General features: G+C 69.7%; 14 protein-coding genes. 6 read left to right on the top strand and 8 right to left on the bottom strand.

What is annotated here, in order from left to right:
* Position 1: 1 nt before the first annotated feature.
* The 3 genes from nusA to infB are packed head-to-tail and all read left to right on the top strand — an operon-like array spanning position 2 to position 4,795.
* Positions 2-1,624, top strand: a complete 1,623-nt coding sequence (gene nusA / locus GY170_RS17160; protein ID WP_163895882.1) for a transcription termination factor NusA — start codon at positions 2-4, stop codon at positions 1,622-1,624.
* Between the two features lie 7 nt (positions 1,625-1,631).
* Positions 1,632-2,258, top strand: a complete 627-nt coding sequence (locus tag GY170_RS17155; RefSeq protein WP_163895880.1) for an RNA-binding protein — start codon at positions 1,632-1,634, stop codon at positions 2,256-2,258.
* Positions 2,258-4,795 carry a translation initiation factor IF-2 gene (gene infB, locus GY170_RS17150; RefSeq protein ID WP_163895878.1) on the top strand — a complete coding sequence of 846 codons (2,538 nt, stop codon included), beginning with the start codon at positions 2,258-2,260 and terminating at the stop codon, positions 4,793-4,795. The genes GY170_RS17155 and infB overlap by 1 nt, the downstream gene beginning before the upstream one ends.
* 405 nt (positions 4,796-5,200) lie before the next feature.
* Here infB and mutT read toward each other — a convergent pair whose 3' ends face one another.
* From mutT to GY170_RS17135, 3 genes are all read right to left on the bottom strand, one after another.
* Positions 5,201-5,602, bottom strand: a complete 402-nt coding sequence (gene mutT / locus GY170_RS17145; RefSeq protein WP_163895876.1) for an 8-oxo-dGTP diphosphatase MutT — start codon at positions 5,600-5,602, stop codon at positions 5,201-5,203.
* Between the two features lie 79 nt (positions 5,603-5,681).
* Positions 5,682-6,902 carry a bifunctional glutamate N-acetyltransferase/amino-acid acetyltransferase ArgJ gene (gene argJ, locus GY170_RS17140; protein ID WP_163895874.1) on the bottom strand — a complete coding sequence of 407 codons (1,221 nt, stop codon included), beginning with the start codon at positions 6,900-6,902 and terminating at the stop codon, positions 5,682-5,684.
* Complete coding sequence (locus tag GY170_RS17135) at positions 6,902-7,819, bottom strand: peptidylprolyl isomerase (RefSeq protein WP_163895872.1); 918 nt, start codon at positions 7,817-7,819, stop codon at positions 6,902-6,904. The genes argJ and GY170_RS17135 overlap by 1 nt, the downstream gene beginning before the upstream one ends.
* 165 nt (positions 7,820-7,984) lie before the next feature.
* Between GY170_RS17135 and secA the strand changes: the two genes are divergently transcribed.
* The 3 genes from secA (at position 7,985) to GY170_RS17120 (ending at position 13,675) form a co-directional block, all read left to right on the top strand.
* Complete coding sequence (gene secA, locus GY170_RS17130) at positions 7,985-10,741, top strand: preprotein translocase subunit SecA (RefSeq protein ID WP_163895870.1); 2,757 nt, start codon at positions 7,985-7,987, stop codon at positions 10,739-10,741.
* Between the two features lie 127 nt (positions 10,742-10,868).
* Positions 10,869-12,125 carry a translocase gene (locus GY170_RS17125; RefSeq protein ID WP_163895869.1) on the top strand — a complete coding sequence of 419 codons (1,257 nt, stop codon included), beginning with the start codon at positions 10,869-10,871 and terminating at the stop codon, positions 12,123-12,125.
* Positions 12,122-13,675, top strand: a complete 1,554-nt coding sequence (locus tag GY170_RS17120) for a substrate-binding domain-containing protein (protein WP_163895867.1) — start codon at positions 12,122-12,124, stop codon at positions 13,673-13,675. The genes GY170_RS17125 and GY170_RS17120 overlap by 4 nt, the downstream gene beginning before the upstream one ends.
* Here GY170_RS17120 and GY170_RS17115 read toward each other — a convergent pair.
* The 5 genes from GY170_RS17115 to GY170_RS17095 all read right to left on the bottom strand — a co-directional run bounded on the left by GY170_RS17115 (position 13,661) and on the right by GY170_RS17095 (position 19,049).
* Complete coding sequence (locus tag GY170_RS17115; RefSeq protein WP_163896312.1) at positions 13,661-14,527, bottom strand: SDR family oxidoreductase; 867 nt, start codon at positions 14,525-14,527, stop codon at positions 13,661-13,663. The genes GY170_RS17120 and GY170_RS17115 overlap by 15 nt on opposite strands.
* Positions 14,528-14,670: 143 nt before the next feature.
* Positions 14,671-15,162, bottom strand: a complete 492-nt coding sequence (locus GY170_RS17110; protein WP_163895865.1) for a DUF3035 domain-containing protein — start codon at positions 15,160-15,162, stop codon at positions 14,671-14,673.
* A 30-nt stretch (positions 15,163-15,192) separates the two neighbouring features.
* Entirely contained in the window at positions 15,193-15,702 is a 510-nt protein-coding gene (gene lspA / locus GY170_RS17105; RefSeq protein ID WP_163895862.1) for a signal peptidase II, read from the bottom strand.
* Positions 15,703-15,706: 4 nt separating this feature from the next.
* A complete protein-coding gene (gene purH, locus GY170_RS17100; protein WP_394351499.1) occupies positions 15,707-17,314 on the bottom strand; it encodes a bifunctional phosphoribosylaminoimidazolecarboxamide formyltransferase/IMP cyclohydrolase in 1,608 nt (535 codons plus the stop codon).
* Positions 17,301-19,049, bottom strand: coding sequence for a heparinase II/III family protein (locus GY170_RS17095; RefSeq protein WP_163895860.1), 1,749 nt, complete (start codon positions 19,047-19,049; stop codon positions 17,301-17,303). Before GY170_RS17095 ends, purH begins: the two co-directional genes overlap by 14 nt.
* Positions 19,050-19,409 lie beyond the last annotated feature (360 nt).

The following is a 19,409-nucleotide window of genomic DNA, read 5'->3' as shown; positions in this document are numbered from 1 at the left end:
TATGGCCATCACATCCGCCAACCAGCTGGAGCTTCTGCAGACGGCCGAGGCCGTCGCGCGCGAGAAGATGATCGACCCGGGCCTCGTCGTCGAGGCGATGGAGGAGAGCCTCGCCCGCGCCGCCAAGTCCCGCTACGGGGCCGAGATGGATATCCGCGTCTCGATCGACCGCAAGACGGGCCGCGCGACCTTCACCCGGGTCCGCACGGTCGTCGAAGAGGACGAGCTGGAGAATTACCAGGCGGAGATGACGGTCGAGCAGGCCAAGCAGTACCTCTCCGAGCCGAAGGTCGGCGACGTCTACACCGAGGAAGTCCCCCCGGTGGAGCTGGGCCGCATCGCCGCGCAGAGCGCCAAGCAGGTCATCCTGCAGAAGGTGCGCGAGGCCGAGCGTGACCGCCAGTACGAAGAGTTCAAGGACCGCGCCGGCACGATCATCAACGCCGTCGTCAAGCGCGAGGAATACGGCAACCTCATCGTCGATGTCGGCGCCGGCGAGGCGATCCTGCGCCGCAACGACAAGATCGGCCGTGAGAGCTACCGCCCGGGTGACCGCATCCGCTGCTACATCAAGGATGTGCGGCGCGAGGTGCGCGGCCCGCAGATCTTCCTCTCCCGCACGGCGCCGGAATTCATGTCGGCCCTGTTCAAGATGGAAGTGCCGGAGATCTATGAGGGCATCATCGAGATCAAGGCCGTCGCCCGCGACCCGGGCAGCCGCGCCAAGATCGCCGTGATCTCCTACGACAACTCCATCGACCCCGTCGGCGCCTGCGTCGGTATGCGCGGCAGCCGCGTGCAGGCCGTTGTCAACGAACTGCAGGGTGAGAAGATCGACATCATTCCGTGGAATGAGGATCTGCCGACCTTCCTCGTCAACGCGCTGCAACCCGCCGAGGTGACGAAGGTCGTTCTCGACGAGGATGCGGAGCGGATCGAGGTGGTGGTGCCGGAAGAGCAGCTGTCTCTGGCCATCGGCCGGCGCGGCCAGAACGTGCGCCTGGCCAGCCAGCTGACCCGGCTCGACATCGACATCATGACCGAGGAAGAGGAAAGCAAGCGCCGTCAGGCCGAGTTCGAGGAGCGCACGAAGCTCTTCATGGACACGCTCGACCTCGACGAGTTCTTCGCCCAGCTTCTCGTCGCCGAGGGCTTCACCAACCTTGAGGAGGTGGCCTACGTCGACCAGGACGAGCTGCTCGTCATCGACGGGGTGGACGAAGACACCGCCGGCGAGCTGCAGGCCCGCGCCCGCGACCACCTCGAAGCGCTGAACAAGGCGGCTCTCGACCGGGCGCGCGAGCTGGGCGCGGAGGAGAGCCTGATCTCCTTCCCGGGCCTCAGCCCGCAGATGATCGAGGCGCTGGCGAAGGATGGCGTGAAGACGCTGGAAGACTTTGCCACCTGTGCCGACTGGGAGCTGGCCGGCGGCTGGACGACCATGAACGGCGAGCGCGTCAAGGACGACGGCATCCTCGAGCCCTTCGACATGAGCCTCGAAGAGGCGCAGAACCTCGTGATGACCGCCCGTGTCGCCCTCGGCTGGGTGGACCCGGACGAGCTGGCGCGTGCCGAGGCCGAGGCGGCCGAAGGCGACGCGGCGGCGCAAGAGGCGGAGGCCTGATCGCAGCATGAGCCGGGGCGGGCGCGACAAGGACAGGGACGAGCCGGAGCGCCGGTGCATCGTTACCGGTGAGACGGGGCCGAAGAGCGGCCTCGTCCGCTTCGTCGCGTCGCCGGACGGCATGATCGTGCCCGACATCCTCGGCCGCCTTCCGGGGCGGGGGATCTACGTCACGGCAGAGCGGGCGATTCTGGAGAAGGCGAAGGCCGGCCAGTTCGCCCGCGCCGCCAAGGCAAAGGTCGACGTGCCGGAAAACATTGCTGACGAGGTGGAGCGGCAGCTTGCACGTCGGACAATCGAGCTTATATCACTCGGGCGGAAGGCAGGCCTCGCGGTCTGCGGCTTCGAGAAGGTCAAGGCTGCCCTGGAGAAGGGCGGCATCCGCGTTCTCCTCCAGGCGTCCGACGGGTCGGAGCGGGGCAAGGCCAAGCTCTGGACCCCGACGGGCGCACGTTATTACGGCTGCCTGACCGCATCTGAATTGGGTTTGGCATTCGGGCGTCAATCTGTGATACATGGCGCGCTCGCATCTGGCGCGTTGAGTGACCGTGTTGTAGAGGAAGCCGCGAAGCTCCGCGGCATGCGAGAGATCTCGGGGGCGCCGATCGCCGCCGGAAAGGATATAGAAGTTTGATGAGCGATACCGACGGCAAAAAGCCTCTTGGGCTGCGTGGTTCCGGCTCTCGTCCGGGGAATGTGAAGCAGAGCTTCAGCCACGGGCGTACCAAGAACGTCGTTGTTGAAACCAAGCGCAAGCGCGTTGTGGTGCCGAAGCCCGGCGCCGCGGGTTCCAACGCCGGCGGCGGCGCGGCCGTGAGCGGCGATCCCAAGAAGCGCCCGCAGGGCATTTCCGAGGCCGAGCTCGAGCGCCGCATGAAGGCGCTCGCCATGGCCCGTGCCCGCGAGGCCGACGAGGCCGAGAAGCGCGCTGCCGAAGAGAAGGAGCGCGCCGAGGAGCGTGACCGCCGCCGCGCCGAGGCCGAGGCCAAGGAGCGTGAGGAGCGTGAGCGCGTCGAGGCCCTGAAGGCCCGCGCCGAGGAAGAGGAGCGCCAGAAGCGCGAGGCGGAAGAGGCCAAGAAGGCCGGCGCCCGCAAGAAGGAAGCGCCCGCTGCCGGCCAGCCGGCCACGCAATCCCCGGCCGATGCCCAGGCTGCCGCGCAGGCGGCCGAGGCCGGCCGCCCCGGTGGCCCCCGCAAGGCCGACCGCGACACCAACCGCGATGCGCGCGGCGACAAGAATGCCGGCCGGCCGAAGCCGGGCCGCGGCGAAGACAGCCGCCGCACCGGCCGCCTGACGCTGAACCAGGCCCTCGGCGAGGGCAGTGGCCGCCAGCGCAGCCTTGCCGCCATGAAGCGCAAGCAGGAGCGGGCCCGCCAGAAGGCGATGGGCGGCTCCGGTGAGCGCGAGAAGGTGACGCGCACCGTGCAGGTGCCCGAGGCGATCATGGTGGGCGAATTGGCCAACCGGATGTCCGAGCGCGTGGCGGATGTCGTCAAGGCGCTGATGAACAGCGGCATGATGGTCACGCAGAACCAGACGATCGACGCCGACACCGCCGAGCTGGTGGTCGAGGAATTCGGTCACAAGGTGCAGCGTGTCTCCGCCGCCGACGTCGAGCAGGTCATCCACGCGGTCGAGGACAAGGAAGAAGACCTCGTCTCCCGTCCGCCCGTGATCACGATCATGGGTCACGTCGACCACGGCAAGACCTCGCTGCTGGACGCGATTCGCAAGACGAGCGTCACCTCCGGCGAAGCCGGCGGGATCACCCAGCACATCGGCGCCTACCAGGTGTCGGCGCCGAACGGTGACCTGCTGACCTTCCTCGATACGCCCGGCCACGCCGCCTTTACCTCCATGCGGGCCCGTGGCGCGCAGGTGACGGATATCGTGGTGCTGGTGGTGGCCGCGGATGACGCGGTGATGCCGCAGACGATCGAGGCCATCAATCACGCGAAAGCGGCGAAGGTGCCGATGATCGTGGCGATCAACAAGGTCGACAAGCACGAGGCCAACCCAGAGAAGGTCCGCACCGATCTGCTGATGCACGAGGTCGTCGTCGAGAAGATGTCCGGCGACGTGCAGGATGTCGAAGTCTCCGCCGTTTCCGGCAAGGGCCTCGACGATCTGCTCGAATCCATCGCGCTGCAGGCCGAGGTGCTGGAGCTGAAGGCCAACCCGAGCCGCTCCGCCTCCGGCGCGGTGATCGAGGCGCAGCTCGACGTGGGCCGCGGCCCCGTCGCCACCGTGCTCGTGCAGAACGGCACGCTCAAGCAGGGCGACATCTTCGTCGTCGGCGAGAAGTGGGGCAAGGTCCGCGCGCTGATCAACGATCAGGGCGAGCGGGTGAAGGAAGCCGGCCCGTCGGTTCCGGTCGAGGTTCTTGGCCTCAACGGCACGCCCGAGGCGGGCGACGTTCTCAACGTCGTCGAGACCGATGCGCAGGCCCGCGAGATCGCCGAGTACCGCGAGAGCGTCTCGAAGGAGAAGCGCGCCGCCGCCGGTGCCGCGACGACCCTCGAGCAGCTCATGCAGAAGGCCAAGGAAGACAAGGACGTGGCCGAGCTGCCCGTTCTGGTGAAGGCCGACGTGCAGGGCTCCGCCGAGGCCATCGTCCAGGCGCTGGAGAAGGTGGGCAACGAAGAGGTGCGTGTCCGTGTCGTCCATTCGGGCGTCGGTGCCATCACCGAGACGGATATCGGCCTCGCCGAAGCCTCGGGGATGCCAGTCATCGGCTTCAACGTCCGCGCCAATGCGCCGGCCCGCCAGGCCGCCAACCAGAAGGGCGTGGAGATCCGGTACTACTCGGTGATCTACGACCTTGTGGATGACGTGAAGGCGGCGGCCTCCGGCCTGCTGAAGGACGAGGTGCGCGAGCGCTTCATCGGCTACGCGTCGATCAAGGAGGTCTTCAAGGTTTCCAACGTCGGCAAGGTTGCCGGGTGCCTCGTCACCGAAGGGGTGGCCCGCCGCTCCGCCGGTGTGCGCCTGCTGCGCGACGACGTGGTGATCCACGAAGGCACGCTGAAGACGCTCAAGCGCTTCAAGGACGAAGTGGCGGAAGTCATCTCCGGCCAGGAATGCGGCATGGCCTTCGAGAACTACGAAGACATCCGCGCCGGCGATGTCATCGAGATCTTCGAGCGGGAGACGGTCGAGCGCTCGCTCTGATCTCTACCCTGCACCGGAACAGCAAAAGGGCGGCCTCTCGGGGCCGCCCTTTTTGCTGGGGTGACGCAGGGGTATGTCGTGCGACTTGGCTGTTGCATATGAAAAAGGGCGCTGCGGTGCAGCGCCCTTCCTGTCAACTGTAGCGGCGATGTCAGTGCGCGGTCGGCGCTGCCTTGGCGACAACCGGCCGGCCCTCGTAGAGACGATCGTCCACACGGACCACAATCTTACCGTCGGCAAGATCTCTCACGAGCAGGCCCTGGACTGACACACAGCTACCAATCGTAATCGTTCTCAGCATCTCTCTCTCCCGCCCCCTCCAGTTAACGGCTTGCCCAGAAAAGCAGATTTTTGCCCCACAGGCGATGCATTTCTGACAGGTATGCGAACTTTGTGAAAAATTCGTTAGAGCCAGTCGCGAAGAATTGGGATCAGCGGGAGATCGGCCGGCGGCATCGGGAATTTGCTCAACTCCCTTGCACTTGCCCATTTGAGAATCTGTCCCTCGCGGGGACGGGGCGTGCCGTCCCACCGGCGGCATGCATAGAGCGGCATCAAAAGATGAAATTCCGGGTAGTCGTGTGACGCAAAGGTCAGGGGTGCGAGGCAGCTGTTCCAGGTCTCGATGCCCAGTTCCTCGTGCAACTCGCGAATCAGTGCGGCCTCCGGCGTCTCCCCCGGTTCGACCTTGCCGCCGGGAAATTCCCAGAGCCCGGCCATGGACTTGCCCTCCGGCCGCCGGGCAAGGAGCACTCTTCCGTCCACATCGATCAGCGCGACGGCGGAGACGAGGACGACCTTCGTCACCGGGCGCCCACGAATTCCGCGCGGAATTCGTGACGGAAATCGCGCGATTTCCGGCGCCCGGTTGCGCCGCAGCGCAGCATCACGAGCGATAGTCCGCGTTGATCTCGATGTAGCGCTTGGTCAGGTCGCAGGTCCACATCGTGGCGGTGCTCTGGCCGAGGCCGAGGTCGGCGCCGATGACCAGCTCGGCGCGGCGCATGTACTCCGCCCCCAGCTCCTCACGGTAGTCGGGGCTGACCCAGCCGTTCTCCGCCACCACGATGTCGCCGAAGCGGATCGACAGCTTGTCGCGATCCGCCGCGGCGCCGGACTTGCCGACGGCCATGACGATGCGGCCCCAGTTCGGGTCCTCCCCCGCCACCGCCGTCTTGACGAGCGGCGAGTTGGCGATGGCGAGCGCCACCTTGCGGGCGTCGTCGTCGTTCTCGGCCCCCGTCACGCGGACCTCGACGAACTTCGTCGCCCCCTCGCCGTCCTTCACCACCTGGTGGGCGAGGTCGAGCATCACCGCCTCCAGCGCATCGGCGAAGGCGGCGGAGCCCTCCACGTCGACCCCGGAGGCGCCGGTGGCGGCGCAGAGCAGGGTGTCGGAGGTGGAGGTATCGCTGTCGACCGTGATGCAGTTGAAGGTGCGATCCGTCAGCTGGCCGAGCAGATCCTGCAGGGCTGGCTGGGCGATCTTCGCATCCGTGAAGATGTAGACGAGCATCGTCGCCATATCGGGCGCGATCATGCCGGAGCCCTTGGCGATGCCGGCGATGCGCACGCGGGCGTCGCCCACCTCGATCTCCGCCGTGGCGCCCTTGGGGAAGGTATCCGTCGTCATGATGGCGCGGGCGGCCTCTTCCAGCGCGCCCTCGTGCAGCGCGCCGGTCAGCTCACCGAGCTTGGCGCTGATGCGCTCATGGGGGAGCTTCTCGCCGATCACGCCGGTGGAGGCGGTGAAGATCCGCCCCGCGTCGATCCCCGTCACATCGGCGACGGCGGCGCAGAGCGCCTCGACGGCCTCCACCCCAGCGCGGCCGGTGAAGGCGTTGGAATTGCCGGAGTTCACCAGAAAGGCGGCGCGGCCGGTGGCTGCGCCGCCTGTCTTCTGCTGGCAGTCGAGCACGGGGGCGGAGCGGGTGGCGGAGCGGGTGTAGACCCCCGCCACGCTCGTCCCCTCGGCCAACTCGGCCAGCATCACATCCGTCCGCCCCTTGTAGCGCACCCCCGCCTGCGCCGCCGCGAGACGGACACCGGCGATGGGCGGCAGCGTGGGGAAGCTCGCGGGCGCCAGGGGCGAGACGGGGCCGGCCATCACTCGTCCAGAAGCGTGAGGTCGTTCAGCACGTCGGCGGGGTAGGTTCCCGGCTCGGGGCGGTCCACCTCGGCGCTCTCGGTCAGCTCGGTGAGGTAGCTGTTGATGGCTTCCTCCTGCAGCTGCGCCTCGATCTCGCCGGCGATCTCCTCGTAGGCGGGCGGCGTCTGCTCACGCGTCTCGTTGAGCTGGATGACGTGCCAGCCGAACTGGGACTCGACGGGGCCGGAGACTTCGCCAACCTCCAGCGTCTCCACGGCGGCCTGGAAGGGCTCGACCATCATGCCGGCGCCGAACCAGCCGAGGTTGCCGCCGTTCTGGCCGGAGCCGGGATCCTGGCTGAGCTCGGTGGCGAGCGTGGCGAACTCCTCGCCGCCCTCGAGGCGGGAGATGACGTCAGCCGCCTCTTCCTGCGTCGGCACGAGGATGTGGCTGGCATTGTATTCCAGCGCCCCGCCGCTTTCGGCGAAGGATTCGTCATAGGCGGCGCGCACGGCATCTTCCGAAACGGCACTGTCGAGGAAGGAGGTCAGCGCTTCGCCGGCCATCAGAGAGCGGCGCTGGTTTTCCAGCGCGATGCGCACGCGGGCGGGCTCCTCCTCCATCGTGGCGGAGAGGGCCTGCTGCTGGATGAGCTGCGTCAGCACGCCGTCGAAGAGCACGTCCGGCGGGAGCTGCTGGTACTGCTGCGGCAGCTGGCTGCGGGCGATGATCATCTGGCCGAGCGTGATCTCCACGCCGTCGACGCTGGCGATCACCGTGTCGGCGGACAGGTCCATGGTCTCGTCGGTGGTCGCGTCGGCCTGCGCTTCGGTGGCGCCGTCTTCGGAGGTGGTCTGGTCGTCCTGGGCGAGCGCGGGGCCGGTGAGGCCGAGGCTCAGGATCAGGCCGGCGAGCGCCGTTGACTGCTTCAACATTGGGTGTTCCTCCCGTAGCCGGGTTTGCCCCGGCGTTGACACTTCAGGGGCCGCCCCTTACATCGCCCGAAGGCCGGGGAAGCCGCGATCGCGGCCTGTTTATGCCTCCCCTCTGGGGGCAGCAACCAACCTCCTCGTGAAAGTTGAGACGGCAGGGATCACGACATGCTGGGCATTCCGACGCTGGCCAAAAAGGTCTTCGGCACCCCCAATGACCGCAGGGTGAAGGCCACGCGGCCGCTGGTGGAGCAGATCAACGCGCTGGAGCCGGAGTTCTCCGCCCTCACCGACGATGGCCTGAAAGAGAAGACCGCCGCCCTCGCCGAGCGCGCCCGCAACGGCGAGAGCCTCGACGATCTCCTCCCCGAAGCCTTCGCCAACTGCCGGGAGGGCGCACGCCGCGCCCTCGGCCTCAGGGCCTTCGACACGCAGCTGATGGGCGGCATCTTCCTGCACCAGGGCAACATCGCCGAGATGAAGACGGGCGAGGGCAAGACGCTGGTCGCCACCTTCCCCGCCTATCTCAACGCGCTGTCCGGCAAGGGCGTGCACATCGTCACGGTCAACGATTACCTCGCCCGCCGCGACGCGGAGTGGATGGGCAAGGTCTATGCCCAGCTCGGCATGACCTGCGGCGTCGTCTACCCGCAGCAGCCGCAGGCGGAGAAGCACGACGCCTACAAGGCCGACGTGACCTACGCCACGAACAACGAGCTCGGCTTCGACTACCTGCGCGACAACATGAAGGCGCAGCTCTCCGACATGTCGCAGCGCGGGCACAACTTCGCCATCGTCGACGAGGTGGACTCCATCCTCATCGACGAGGCGCGCACGCCGCTCATCATCTCCGGCCCCGCGCAGGACCGCTCGCATCTTTACAAGGAGGTGGATGCCTTCATCCCCCGCCTGACGGAGGAGCATTACGAGCTCGACGAGAAGCAGCGGAACGTCACCTTCACCGACGAGGGCAACGAGGCGCTGGAGGTCATGCTCGCCGAGGCCGGCCTGCTGCCCGACGGGCAGAGCCTGTATGATCCGGAGAGCACGACGCTCGTTCACCACGTCAACCAGGCGATCAAGGCGCACCGGCTGTTCCAGAAGGACCAGCACTACATGGTCCGCAATGACGAGGTCGTGCTGATCGACGAGTTCACCGGCCGCATGATGGCCGGCCGCCGCCTCTCCGACGGGTTGCACCAGGCGATCGAGGCGAAGGAAGGCGTGAAGATCCAGCCGGAGAACACGACCCTCGCCTCCGTCACCTTTCAGAACTACTTCCGCCTCTACTCCAAGCTCGCCGGGATGACCGGCACCGCCGCCACCGAGGCGGAGGAGTTCATGGAGATCTACAAGCTCGGCGTCGTCGAGGTGCCGACCAACCGGCCCATCGCCCGCTCCGACGAGCACGATCAGGTCTACCGGACGGCGAAGGAAAAGTTCGACGGCATCGTGGGCGAGATCAAGGCCTCCCACCAGAAGGGCCAGCCGATCCTCGTCGGCACCACGTCGATCGAGAAGTCCGACATGCTCTCGCAGATGCTCCAGAAGGACGGCGTGCCGCACAACGTGCTCAACGCCCGGGAGCACGAGCGCGAGGCGCTGATCATCGCCGAGGCGGGCAAGCCCGGCGCCGTGACCATCGCCACCAACATGGCCGGCCGCGGCACCGACATCCAGCTCGGCGGCAACGTCGAGATGAAGGTGCAGGAGGCGCTCTCCGCCGATCCGGAGGCCGATCCCGAGGCGCTGCGCAAATCGGCCGAGGCCGAGGTGAAATCCGACAAGGAGAAGGTCATCGCCGCCGGCGGGCTCTTCGTGCTCGGCACCGAGCGGCACGAGAGCCGGCGCATCGACAACCAGCTTCGCGGTCGTTCTGGCCGCCAGGGGGACCCGGGGCGCTCGATCTTCTTCCTCAGCCTCGATGACGACCTGATGCGCATCTTCGGCTCCGAGCGGCTCGACAACATGCTGGGCAAGCTCGGCATGAAGGAGGGCGAGGCCATCGTGCACCCGTGGGTGAACAAGAGCCTCGAGCGCGCGCAGGCGAAGGTCGAGGGCCGCAACTTCGACATCCGCAAGCAGCTGCTGAAGTTCGACGACGTGATGAACGACCAGCGCAAGGCGATCTTCAGCCAGCGGCTGGAGATCATGGAGGCGAAGGACGTCTCCGACATCACGCGCGACATGCGCCACCAGGTGATCGAGGATCTGGTCGCCGAGCACATCCCGGCCCGCGCCTACGCCGACCAGTGGCGGACGGAGGAGCTGCAGGAGAAGGTGAAGACGATCCTCGGCCTCGACCTGCCGGTGGCCGAGAAGGCCGCCGAGGAAGGGATCGACGACACCGAGATCCGCGAGTGGCTGGAGAGCGAGAGCGACAAGTCCATCGCCGAGAAGGAAGAGTCCTTCGGCGCCGACAGCTTCCGCGACCTGCGCAAGCAGGTGCTGCTGCAGACGATCGACGCCAAGTGGCGCGAGCACCTGCTGACGCTGGAACATCTGCGCGCCGTCGTGGGCTTCCGCGGCTACGCGCAGCGCGATCCGCTGAACGAGTACAAGACGGAGGCCTTCCAGCTCTTCGGCACGCTGCTGGAATCGCTGCGCGCCGAGGTGACGCAGAAGCTCTCCAACGTGCGCCCGATGAGCGAGGAACAGCAGAAGGCGATGCTCGCCCAGGTGATGGAGCAGCGTCGCCGCATGGCCGCGCAGGCCAATGGCGGCACCCCCGCTGCCGCTCCCGCGGCGGCTGGCGCCGCGGCGGCCGCGCCCGCGATGGCAGGCGCCGGGGCGGAGGCGCCGGCGGGCGAGCCACGCCCGGGCTTCGACCCCGAGGACCAGTCGACCTGGGGCAACCCTGGCCGCAACGATCCCTGCCCCTGCGGATCGGGCAAGAAGTTCAAGCACTGCCACGGCGCATTCTGACGCAATCAGGGCAGCTTCGTCCGATTTCGCCTGATTCAGGCCGCTAAGACTCCTTGGCCGGGCCGCAGCCCAGCCACGGTGGATCGGCAAATATTGGCTCAAACCTCGAATGACCGGGTTGGGGCCAATGAATCGGATTCGCAAAGTCGCCATCGCTACAGCGACCTTCGCTGCGGCGTTGGGCATCGGCTTCGTCATGCAGAACCAGGATGCCTTCGCGGCCTTTGGCACGGGCGAGCCGGCTGCCCCCGTGGCGACGGAGGGCTCGGCGCCCCCGGAAGAGTCGCCCGTCCAGCAGCCGGTGAGGATCATCGCCCCCGAGGAGGCGCCGGCCCCCATCGAGGTGCAGGCCCCGGCAGGGGGGGGAGACGCGGAGCCGAGCCAGACGCCCGTCCAGATCCGGCCCGACGAGAGCGCCCCTGACGAGACGGATGGCGCCCGGCTCGCCCGCCCCGTGACCATCTTCGCCTCCCTCCGCGCCGGCGAGGCCCCCGCGCCCTCCGCCGACATGCCCCGGCCCGTCATCGACCAGGCCGCGCCGCTGCTCTTCACCATGGCCGAGCCCGCCGCGCAGCCGCCGATCCTCCCTGCCGTCGCCGACGCGCCGCGCCTCGGGGCGCCGGAGCCGGTGCTTCTCGCCGCGCTCGGCACCGATGCGCTGGAGCTTGCCCTCCCCGCCGTCGCCCCGGCCCCGCTGGCCACGCCGAGCTGTGACACCGCGCTCACCGCTGCGCCGCAGCAGGGCGCCCTGGTCTCCCTCACGCTCCGCGCGCCCTGTGACCCGGAGAGCGCCGTCGTCATCCACCATCGCGGCATGATGTTCTCCGCCCTCACGGACGGGTCGGGCCGGCTTTCCCTCACCGTGCCGGCGCTGGCCGAGCGGGCGACCTTCATCGCCGAGCTGACGGGCGGCGAGAGTGTCACCGCCACCGCCGAGGTGGCCGACATGGGCCAGTTCGACCGCGCCGTCCTGCAATGGGAGGGCACGACGGGCATGGAGCTGCACGCGCTGGAATACGGCGCCGGCTACGACGACGAGGGCCATGTCTGGTGGGGCGCCCCTCGCGCGGCCGAGGCGGCGCTGGAGGGGATGGGCGGCTACATCACCGAGCTGGGCGACGAGACGCCGTCCCACAGCTACTTCGCCGAGATCTATACCTTCCCAAGCGGCACCGCCTTGCCGGGCGAGGTGCAGCTCTCCGTCGAGGCGGTCATCACGCCCGACAATTGCGGGCAGGAGGTCTCCGCCCAGTCGTTGCAGGTCCGCCCGGGCGCGGCGCCGGAGGCGACGGACCTCACGCTCGCCATTCCCGGATGTGACGCGCTCGGCCAATATCTTGTGTTGTCAAACATGCTGGAGGACCTGACACTCGCGGCAAGATGAGGCGCCCGCGCGGTCACACCCTGCAGACGATCGGCGCGGCGAGCTTCGCCGCGCTCTTTGCGTTTGCCCCCGCCATGGCCGAGGAGGTGACGCTCCGCGAGCCCGGCGGCGGCTTCGAGATCACCGGCGAGTTCCTCGGTTTCGACGGGCAGAACATCCGCATCAACGCCCCTATGGGAGAGATGACGCTGGCCTACGAGGGCCTCGCCTGCGAGGGCGCCTGCCCGGAGGCCGGCAGCTTTGTGCCGGAGCTGCGCCTCTCCGGCCCCGCGCGGCTCGCCGGGCTGATCCTGCCGGCGCTGGTGGAGGCCTATGCCCGCACCCTCGGCGCCCCGCTGGCGCGGGAGGAGGGGCAGGACCGCGTCATCTACCGGCTCGGCGGGGACACCCCGCTGGCGGTGAGCCTGCGCGCCACGAGCACCGAGGATGCCTTCGCCGATCTCCTCGCCCACGAGGCGGACATGGCCCTCGCCGACCGCCCGCTGACCCCGATGGAGCTGTCGCTCGCCCGCGATGCCGGGCTGGGGCCGCTGGAGACGGGCGGGCAGGTGCAGATCCTCGCGCTCGATGCGCTGGTGCCCGTCGTCTCCCCCGGCCGCGCGATGGACAGGATGCGCCTGCGGGACCTCGTGCGCATCTATTCCGGCGAACTGAACGACTGGGCCGATCTCGGCCAGCCGCAGGGGCCGATCACGCCCTATCTCGCCGCCGAGGGCGACGGGCAGGCGCAGTATTTCGTCTCCGCCTTCCTCAGCGCCACCGGCCGCGACCTTTCTCCGGGTGTGCAGCGGCTGCCAGCGGAGGAGGTGGCGGCGGCCGTGGCGGGGGAGGGGAGCGCCGTCGGCCTCGTCCCCTTCGGCGCCGCCGACCCGGCGCTGGCGCTGCAGGTCTCCGGCCCCTGCGGGCTGTCGCAGCCGGCGGAGGCGGCGGGCATCCGCACCGAGGATTACCCGCTCACCCTGCCGCTGCACCTCAACATGCCCCGCCGCATCCAGCACCCGAGTGTCGCCGCCTTCCTCGACTGGCTGGCCGAGCCCGAGGCGCAGCTCGTCCTGCGCCGCGCCGGTGTCATCGGGCAGGAGCCGGCGGAGATCCCGGTGGCGGAGCAGGGGCGGCGCTTCCTCGCCGCCATCGGCAACGCGGGGGCGGAGGTGACGCTCTCCGACCTGCGCGACATGGCGGATGTGCTCGGACCCCGCACCCGCCTCTCCCCCACCTTCCGCTTCGAGGAGGGGGACGCGGCGCTCGACGGCCCCTCGCGCGCCTCGCTGGAGGTGCTGGCCCGCCGCATCGCCGACGGACGCTACGCGGGGCGGGAGCTGCTGTTCGTCGGCTTCTCCGACCGGCTCGGCCCCGCCTCGCGCAACCTCCTGCTGGCGCGGACACGGGCAGCGGCGGTGGAGGCGGCGCTGCTGGAGGCGCTGGGCGGCGAGGTTCCGGCGGGGGTGACGCTGGCCCATATCGGGCTGGGAGAGGTGCTGCCGGTCGCCTGCGACGACACCGTCTGGGGGCGGGAGCGGAACCGCCGCGTGGAGCTATGGCTCCGCTGACGCCTCGTCCTGAAGGACCTGCTTTAGCCCCGAGTGGTAGTCGGAATAGAGCAGCGACACGCCCAGCTCCTCCTTGATCCGCGCGTTGCTGACGCGCTTGGACTCCGCGTAGAAGCTGCGTGCCATGGGGCTGAGGTCCGCCGTCTCCAGCGGCTCCTCCGGCGGCGGTGCCATGCCGAGGAGGTCGGCGGCGTAAGCGATCACCTCCTGCGGCGGGGCCGGATCGTCATCGCAGACGTTGTAGGCGCGCCCCGGGTTCGGCCGCGCAAGGGAGGCGACGAGCACCTGCGCGATATCCTCCACGTGGATGCGGCTGAATACCTGCCCCGGCTTCACGATCCGCCGCGCCTTGCCGGAGCGGAGCTTGGCGAAGGGCCCGCGCCCCGGCCCGTAGATGCCGGCGAGGCGGAAGATATGGGGGGAGAGGCCCGGCACCGTGGCCCAGGCCTCCTCCGCCGCGACGCGCATCTCGCCCCGGCGCGTGGCGGGGCGCAGCGGCGTCTCCTCCGTCACCCAGTCGCCGCCATGGTCCCCGTAGACGCCGGTGGTGGAGAGGTAGCCGGCCCAGGCCAGCTCGGGCGCCTTCTCGGCGATCTGCGGGCCGAGGGGGTTCAGCACCGGGTCGCCGGCCTCGTCCGGCCCGGCGGAGATGAGCAGGTGGGTGGCCTCGGCGAGGGCGGGGGCGATATCGCCCCCCGGCCAGACGAGCGGCTCCGCCCCGGCCTCGGCGACGCGGGAGCAGCCGGCCTCCTCCCGCGTGGTGCCGATGACGCGCCAGCCTTCCGGGACGAGCCGGCGGGTGAGGGCGGCGGCGGAATAGCCATGGCCGAAGGTGAGAAGCGTCGGCATCAGCGAAAAACGCCCCGCTCCAGAGGCAGAAGCGGGGCGCCATGCTCAACGAATTCCGTTAGATCAATCTCCAAAAGAGATGCATTCTCGCGGATGACGCGCAGGAAGCTGCAGGAGGGCCGATCGGTCAAGCAGTTGCCTACAATTCAATCGTTTGGCGGGGCGGAGGGGACGGCGGCGCCGGCGGCGCGCAGACGCTCCAGCTCGGCATAGGCATCGAGCGCCATGCCGCGATAGGCGCGGAAGTAGCGATCCTGCCCGAAGCTGAGGAAGGTGGTGGCGCGGGAGCGGTAGGCGGCATCCTCCGCCGCCAGCACCTGCCGGATGTCGCCCGAGCGACCCTCCGCCGAGGCGGCGGCGACGAGCGCCGAATCCCCGGCCGGAACACCGCCGGCCACGGCGGCGGCGGGGTTGCCGCCGAGGGCGATGACGGCGTCGGAGAGGGGCCGCGGATCCGTCCTGTTGGCGGCGCCGGGCGTCGGCGGCGGCAGCGTCGCCACCTCGGGGATCACCAGCGGCTGCGTGGGCAGGACGGAGAACTCGTCGGGCCCGTTCAGCCCGTGATCCAGCCGGTGCAGCCCACGATCGGCGCAGCCGGCCAGGCCGGTGAGAAGGATCGCCAGTGCAACCAGTCGCATACGTGTAGTCCCTTGGTTCTGACGGGGGTTCTAGCGGGGGCGGCGGCTGGCGTCACGTTTCTTTCGCCCGTCCGCCTTGGCACGCCCCGTCTCTCCGGTGAAGAGTACCAGCCCCACGGCGCCGGCGAAGACGGCGATGTCGGCGATGTTGAAGGCGAAGGGGTTCTCGATCCCGCAGCAGGAGACGTTGAGAAAGTCGGCCACCGCCCCGTAGCGCAGCCGGTCGATCACGTTCCCCAGCGCCCCGCCGACGAGCAGCCCGGCGGCGACGTTGGCCCAGCGGCGCGACGGATCACGCCAGACCCAAGACAGGACGAGGGCGGAGATGACGAGCGCGACGGCGATGAGGATCCACCGCATGTCGAGCCCGGAGAAAAGGCCGAAGTTCACCCCCCGGTTCCACGCCATGTGGAAGGAGAGGTAGGGCGGCCAGACGTCGATCACCAGCCGGTCCTTCAGCGCTAGCCCCTCGACGATGTAGAGCTTGCTTGCCTGATCGAGCAGGATGACGACGGCCGCGATGATGAGGGTCAGGCGCATCTCTTCAGTGCCGGAAGTGCCGCATGCCGGTGAAGACCATCGCCAGCCCCGCCTCGTCGGCGGCCGCGATCACCTCGTCGTCGCGCATGGCGCCGCCCGGCTGGATGACGCAGGAGGCGCCCGCCTCCGCCGCCGCCAGCAGCCCGTCGGGGAAAGGGAAGAAGGCGTCGGAGGCGACGGCGGCGCCATGCGTCGGCAGCGCCGTCAGCCCCAGCGCCTCGGCCATGTCGGCGGCCTTGCGGGCAGCGATGCGGGAGGAATCCACCCGGCTCATCTGACCGGCGCCGATGCCCACCGTCGCCTGCCCCTTGGCATAGACGATGGCGTTGGACTTCACGTGTTTGGCGACGCGCCAGGCGAAGAGCATGTCCATCATCTGCTCCTCGCTCGGGCTCACCTTGGTCACGACCTTGAGGTCCTCGAAGCCGACGGCGCCGTTGTCGCGCCCCTGCACGAGGAAGCCGCCGGCCACCTGCCGGTAGGTGAGGCCGGGCGCTGTCGGGTCCGGCAGGCCGCCGGTGGTGAGCAGGCGCAGTTTCTTCTTCTGCGCGAAGACCTCCCGGGCACCTTCGGTGGCGGAGGGCGCGATGACGACCTCTGTGAAGATCTGCGTGATCGCCGTGGCCGTCGCCTCGTCCAGCTCGCCGTTCAGCGCCACGATCCCGCCGAAGGCGGAGGTGCGGTCGCAGTCGAAGGCGCGGGCATAGGCTTCGGCGAGGGTTGCGCCGCGGGCGACGCCGCAGGGGTTGGCGTGCTTGACGATGACGCAGGCGGGCGCGTTTCCGCCGAACTCAGCCACCGCCTCGAAGGCCGCATCGGTGTCGTTGATGTTGTTGTAGCTCAGCTCCTTGCCCTGCCACTGGCGGGCGCTGGCGACGCCGGGGCGGGCGCTGCCGTCACGGTAGAAGGCCGCCTCTTGGTGCGGGTTCTCGCCGTAGCGCAGCGGCTGGGCGAGCGTGCCGGCGAGGGCGCGGCGGCGCGGCGTCTCCTCCCCGATGGCGCCGGCCATCCAGGTGGAGACGGCGGCGTCGTATTGCGCCGTGCGGGCATAGGCCGTCTGGGCGAGCCGCTTGCGGAAGGGCAGGGAGGTGCCGCCCTGCTCCAGCTCAGCCAGCAGGGCGTCGTAGTCCGCCGCATCCGTCACCACGGCGACGTCGGCGTGGTTCTTGGCGGCGGCGCGGATCATCGCGGGGCCGCCGATGTCGATGTTCTCGATCACCTCGTCGTAGCCGGCACCGCGGGCGACCGTCTCCTCGAAGGGGTAGAGGTTCACGACCAGCAGGTCGATCATAGGGATGCCATGCTCCGCCGCCGCGGCCATGTGGCCCTCGTCGGAGCGCATCGCCAGCAGCCCGCCATGCACGCGCGGGTGCAGCGTCTTGACCCGGCCGTCCATCATCTCGGGGAAGGCTGTCACCTCGGCGACGTCGCGCACGTCGAGCCCCGTCTCGCGGAGGGCGGCGGCGGTGCCGCCGGTGGAGAGCAGCTCCACCCCCTTCGCGGCGAGGGCACGGCCGAGATCCAAGAGGCCGGTCTTGTCGGAAACGGAGAGGAGGGCGCGGGTGACGGGGCGTATGTCGCTCAATGGGGCCTCGATGTCAGTCGTCGTCATGGGCCAGATCGCCCGGGGCAAGGTCGCGGAGCGAGTCCGGCGTTTCCTGCGCCTTGGCGAGCGACCAGCGAATGCGGGTCGAATACGTCATCGCCCGCCCGGATAAAACCACCTGGCTCGTCGCACGCGGCCGCAGGCGGGAGGAATCGAGGTAGACCGACGGCTCGAGGTGCATCTCGGCATCGCCCGAATGGCGGAAGAGCCAGACCTCGCCGCTCTTGAGCGTCAGCGCCACCGCCGTGCCGCCCATGTCGGGCTCCGCCGAAACGTCCGGGTGCAGGTGGAAGCGGATCGCCACGGGGATGCCGCGCCCGTCCTGCTCCGCCATCGCGCGGTCGAAGCGGCGGCGATCGGCATCCGACAGGGTGGTCAGCAGATCCTCCCCGAGGAGCGAGCGGCCGTCGTAGGAGAGGTCGAGGATGCGGGCATGGGTCAGCCCGTGCGTCTTCTGCCAGGCGTTGTGGCCGGTGTTGAGCCGGTAGCGGTCGCCCAGATCCTCCAGCTCCACCGGGACCTTGTCGGGGCCGTCCTCCAGCACCTCGCGCCCCGTCTGCGCGCCGGTACCGCCGACGAGGCGGGCGGAGGACCAGCCCTCGATGGCCAGCGTGGAATGGCTGGGCGTGGCGCGGCCGGCGCGCCGCCAGTCGGGGCCGAAGTTGGTGCCCGGCCCGCAATTGACGATCACGGGGCGGCGCCCCGATGTCAGCTCGATGGCGAGGGTGGAGGCATGCGCCTCCGCCCCAGCCGCGCCGGTGGGCGGCGGCGAGGCATCGGCGATCAGCGTCGTGCGCCCGGCGGCGAGGCGGGCGAAGCCCATGGCCGGGCCGCTGCGCCTCCCGCGCACCCCGGCGATGGCGAGCCCGTGGTCCAGCCGCCCGTCCATCCCCCGGCCACCGCCATGGAAGCGGGCGAGCCCGCCATCGGCATGGCGGAGGGCCCGGAGCGTCGGTGCGATGCGGGCGATGGCCTCGTCGATCTCCGCGGGCGCGGCGGCCTCCGCCTCCGCCAGCGCCTGCGAGGCCCAGACGAGCAGGGTGAAGACGCCGAGCAGCTCCTCGGGGCAGCGGGAGGGGATCTCCCCCTCCGGCCCGATCTCGCTTCGGCATTCCTTCGCGAGGGCGGCGAGGGCCGGGCGCGCCAGATCCGTCATCCCCTCCAGCGACAGGGCGGCGTGGATGAGGCCCGTCAGCGCCTCGATCCGGGCGAGGCCCGCCGGCGCGCTCTTCCACCGGCGGGAGAGGAAGCGCGTCTGCCGCGAGAGCGAGGCGTAGAAGGCCTCGGCCGCCGCCTCGTCCCGCCCGCGCAGCAGGAAGACGGCGTGGTTGATCCAGCGGATCAGCCGCCGCCCGGCCAGCTCCGGCCGCCAGCCGGGGCCGATGCCGTGGCCGTAGCGGGCGATCCAGTCCCAGACCCAGGCCTGCGCAGTGGCCCGCGCCGTCCGGTCGCCGACGGCCGCGAGGTCGTCCAGCCAGGCGCCGCCGTGGATTTCGCTGGCGAAGGCGCCGTCGCCGGCCTCGGCGACCTCCCAGATGGAGGAGCCGGGCGCCTTGGAGATCTGCCCGGCGAAGAGGAAGGTGCCCTCGATGAGCTGCCGCCCCTTGCCGAGGCGTCCGATGGTGCGCGGCTCGGGGGCGGCGACGAAGCCGGGGGCAGGCACGCCCTGCCCGGCCCGCCAGGCATGTGCCCGGTTGACGAGGCGCGTGCCCCGCGCCGCCAGTGACTCACCCTTCGCCACGTCCTCAACCCACCTGCATCGGCGCGGGGCGCAACCGGCCCCCGCCCTCCGCTGGCCATAGACTAGGCCGGGCCTGCGGCCAAGTCACGCGGGGTCGGGTAGGGTAGGGGAGTGGTCGCCCGCCGTTGCCGGGGCATCAGCTGCGGCAAAGAGGACCCCCCTCCCCCGGCTGCCTTTAGCGAGACACCCGCAGGAGCAGGGCGAGCGCCTGCCCGTGGTGTGGCGCTGCAACGGCCCCGCCGGTGCACTTTATGCCCGCCAAGTCCCTCCCCGCTCCCCGCCGAGCGAAGCACCAAGCCCAGCCAGAGCGCCAGCCCGCCGGGACGGGCAGGCGCTCGCCCTGCGCCTTTGGCGCGTGCC

This window comes from Pseudoroseicyclus tamaricis (genome assembly GCF_012070395.1).
GTDB classification, from domain to species: domain Bacteria; phylum Pseudomonadota; class Alphaproteobacteria; order Rhodobacterales; family Rhodobacteraceae; genus Pseudoroseicyclus_A; species Pseudoroseicyclus_A tamaricis.
Note: the sequence above shows the minus strand (reverse complement) of the source record. Positions and strands in the feature narration are given on the sequence as shown.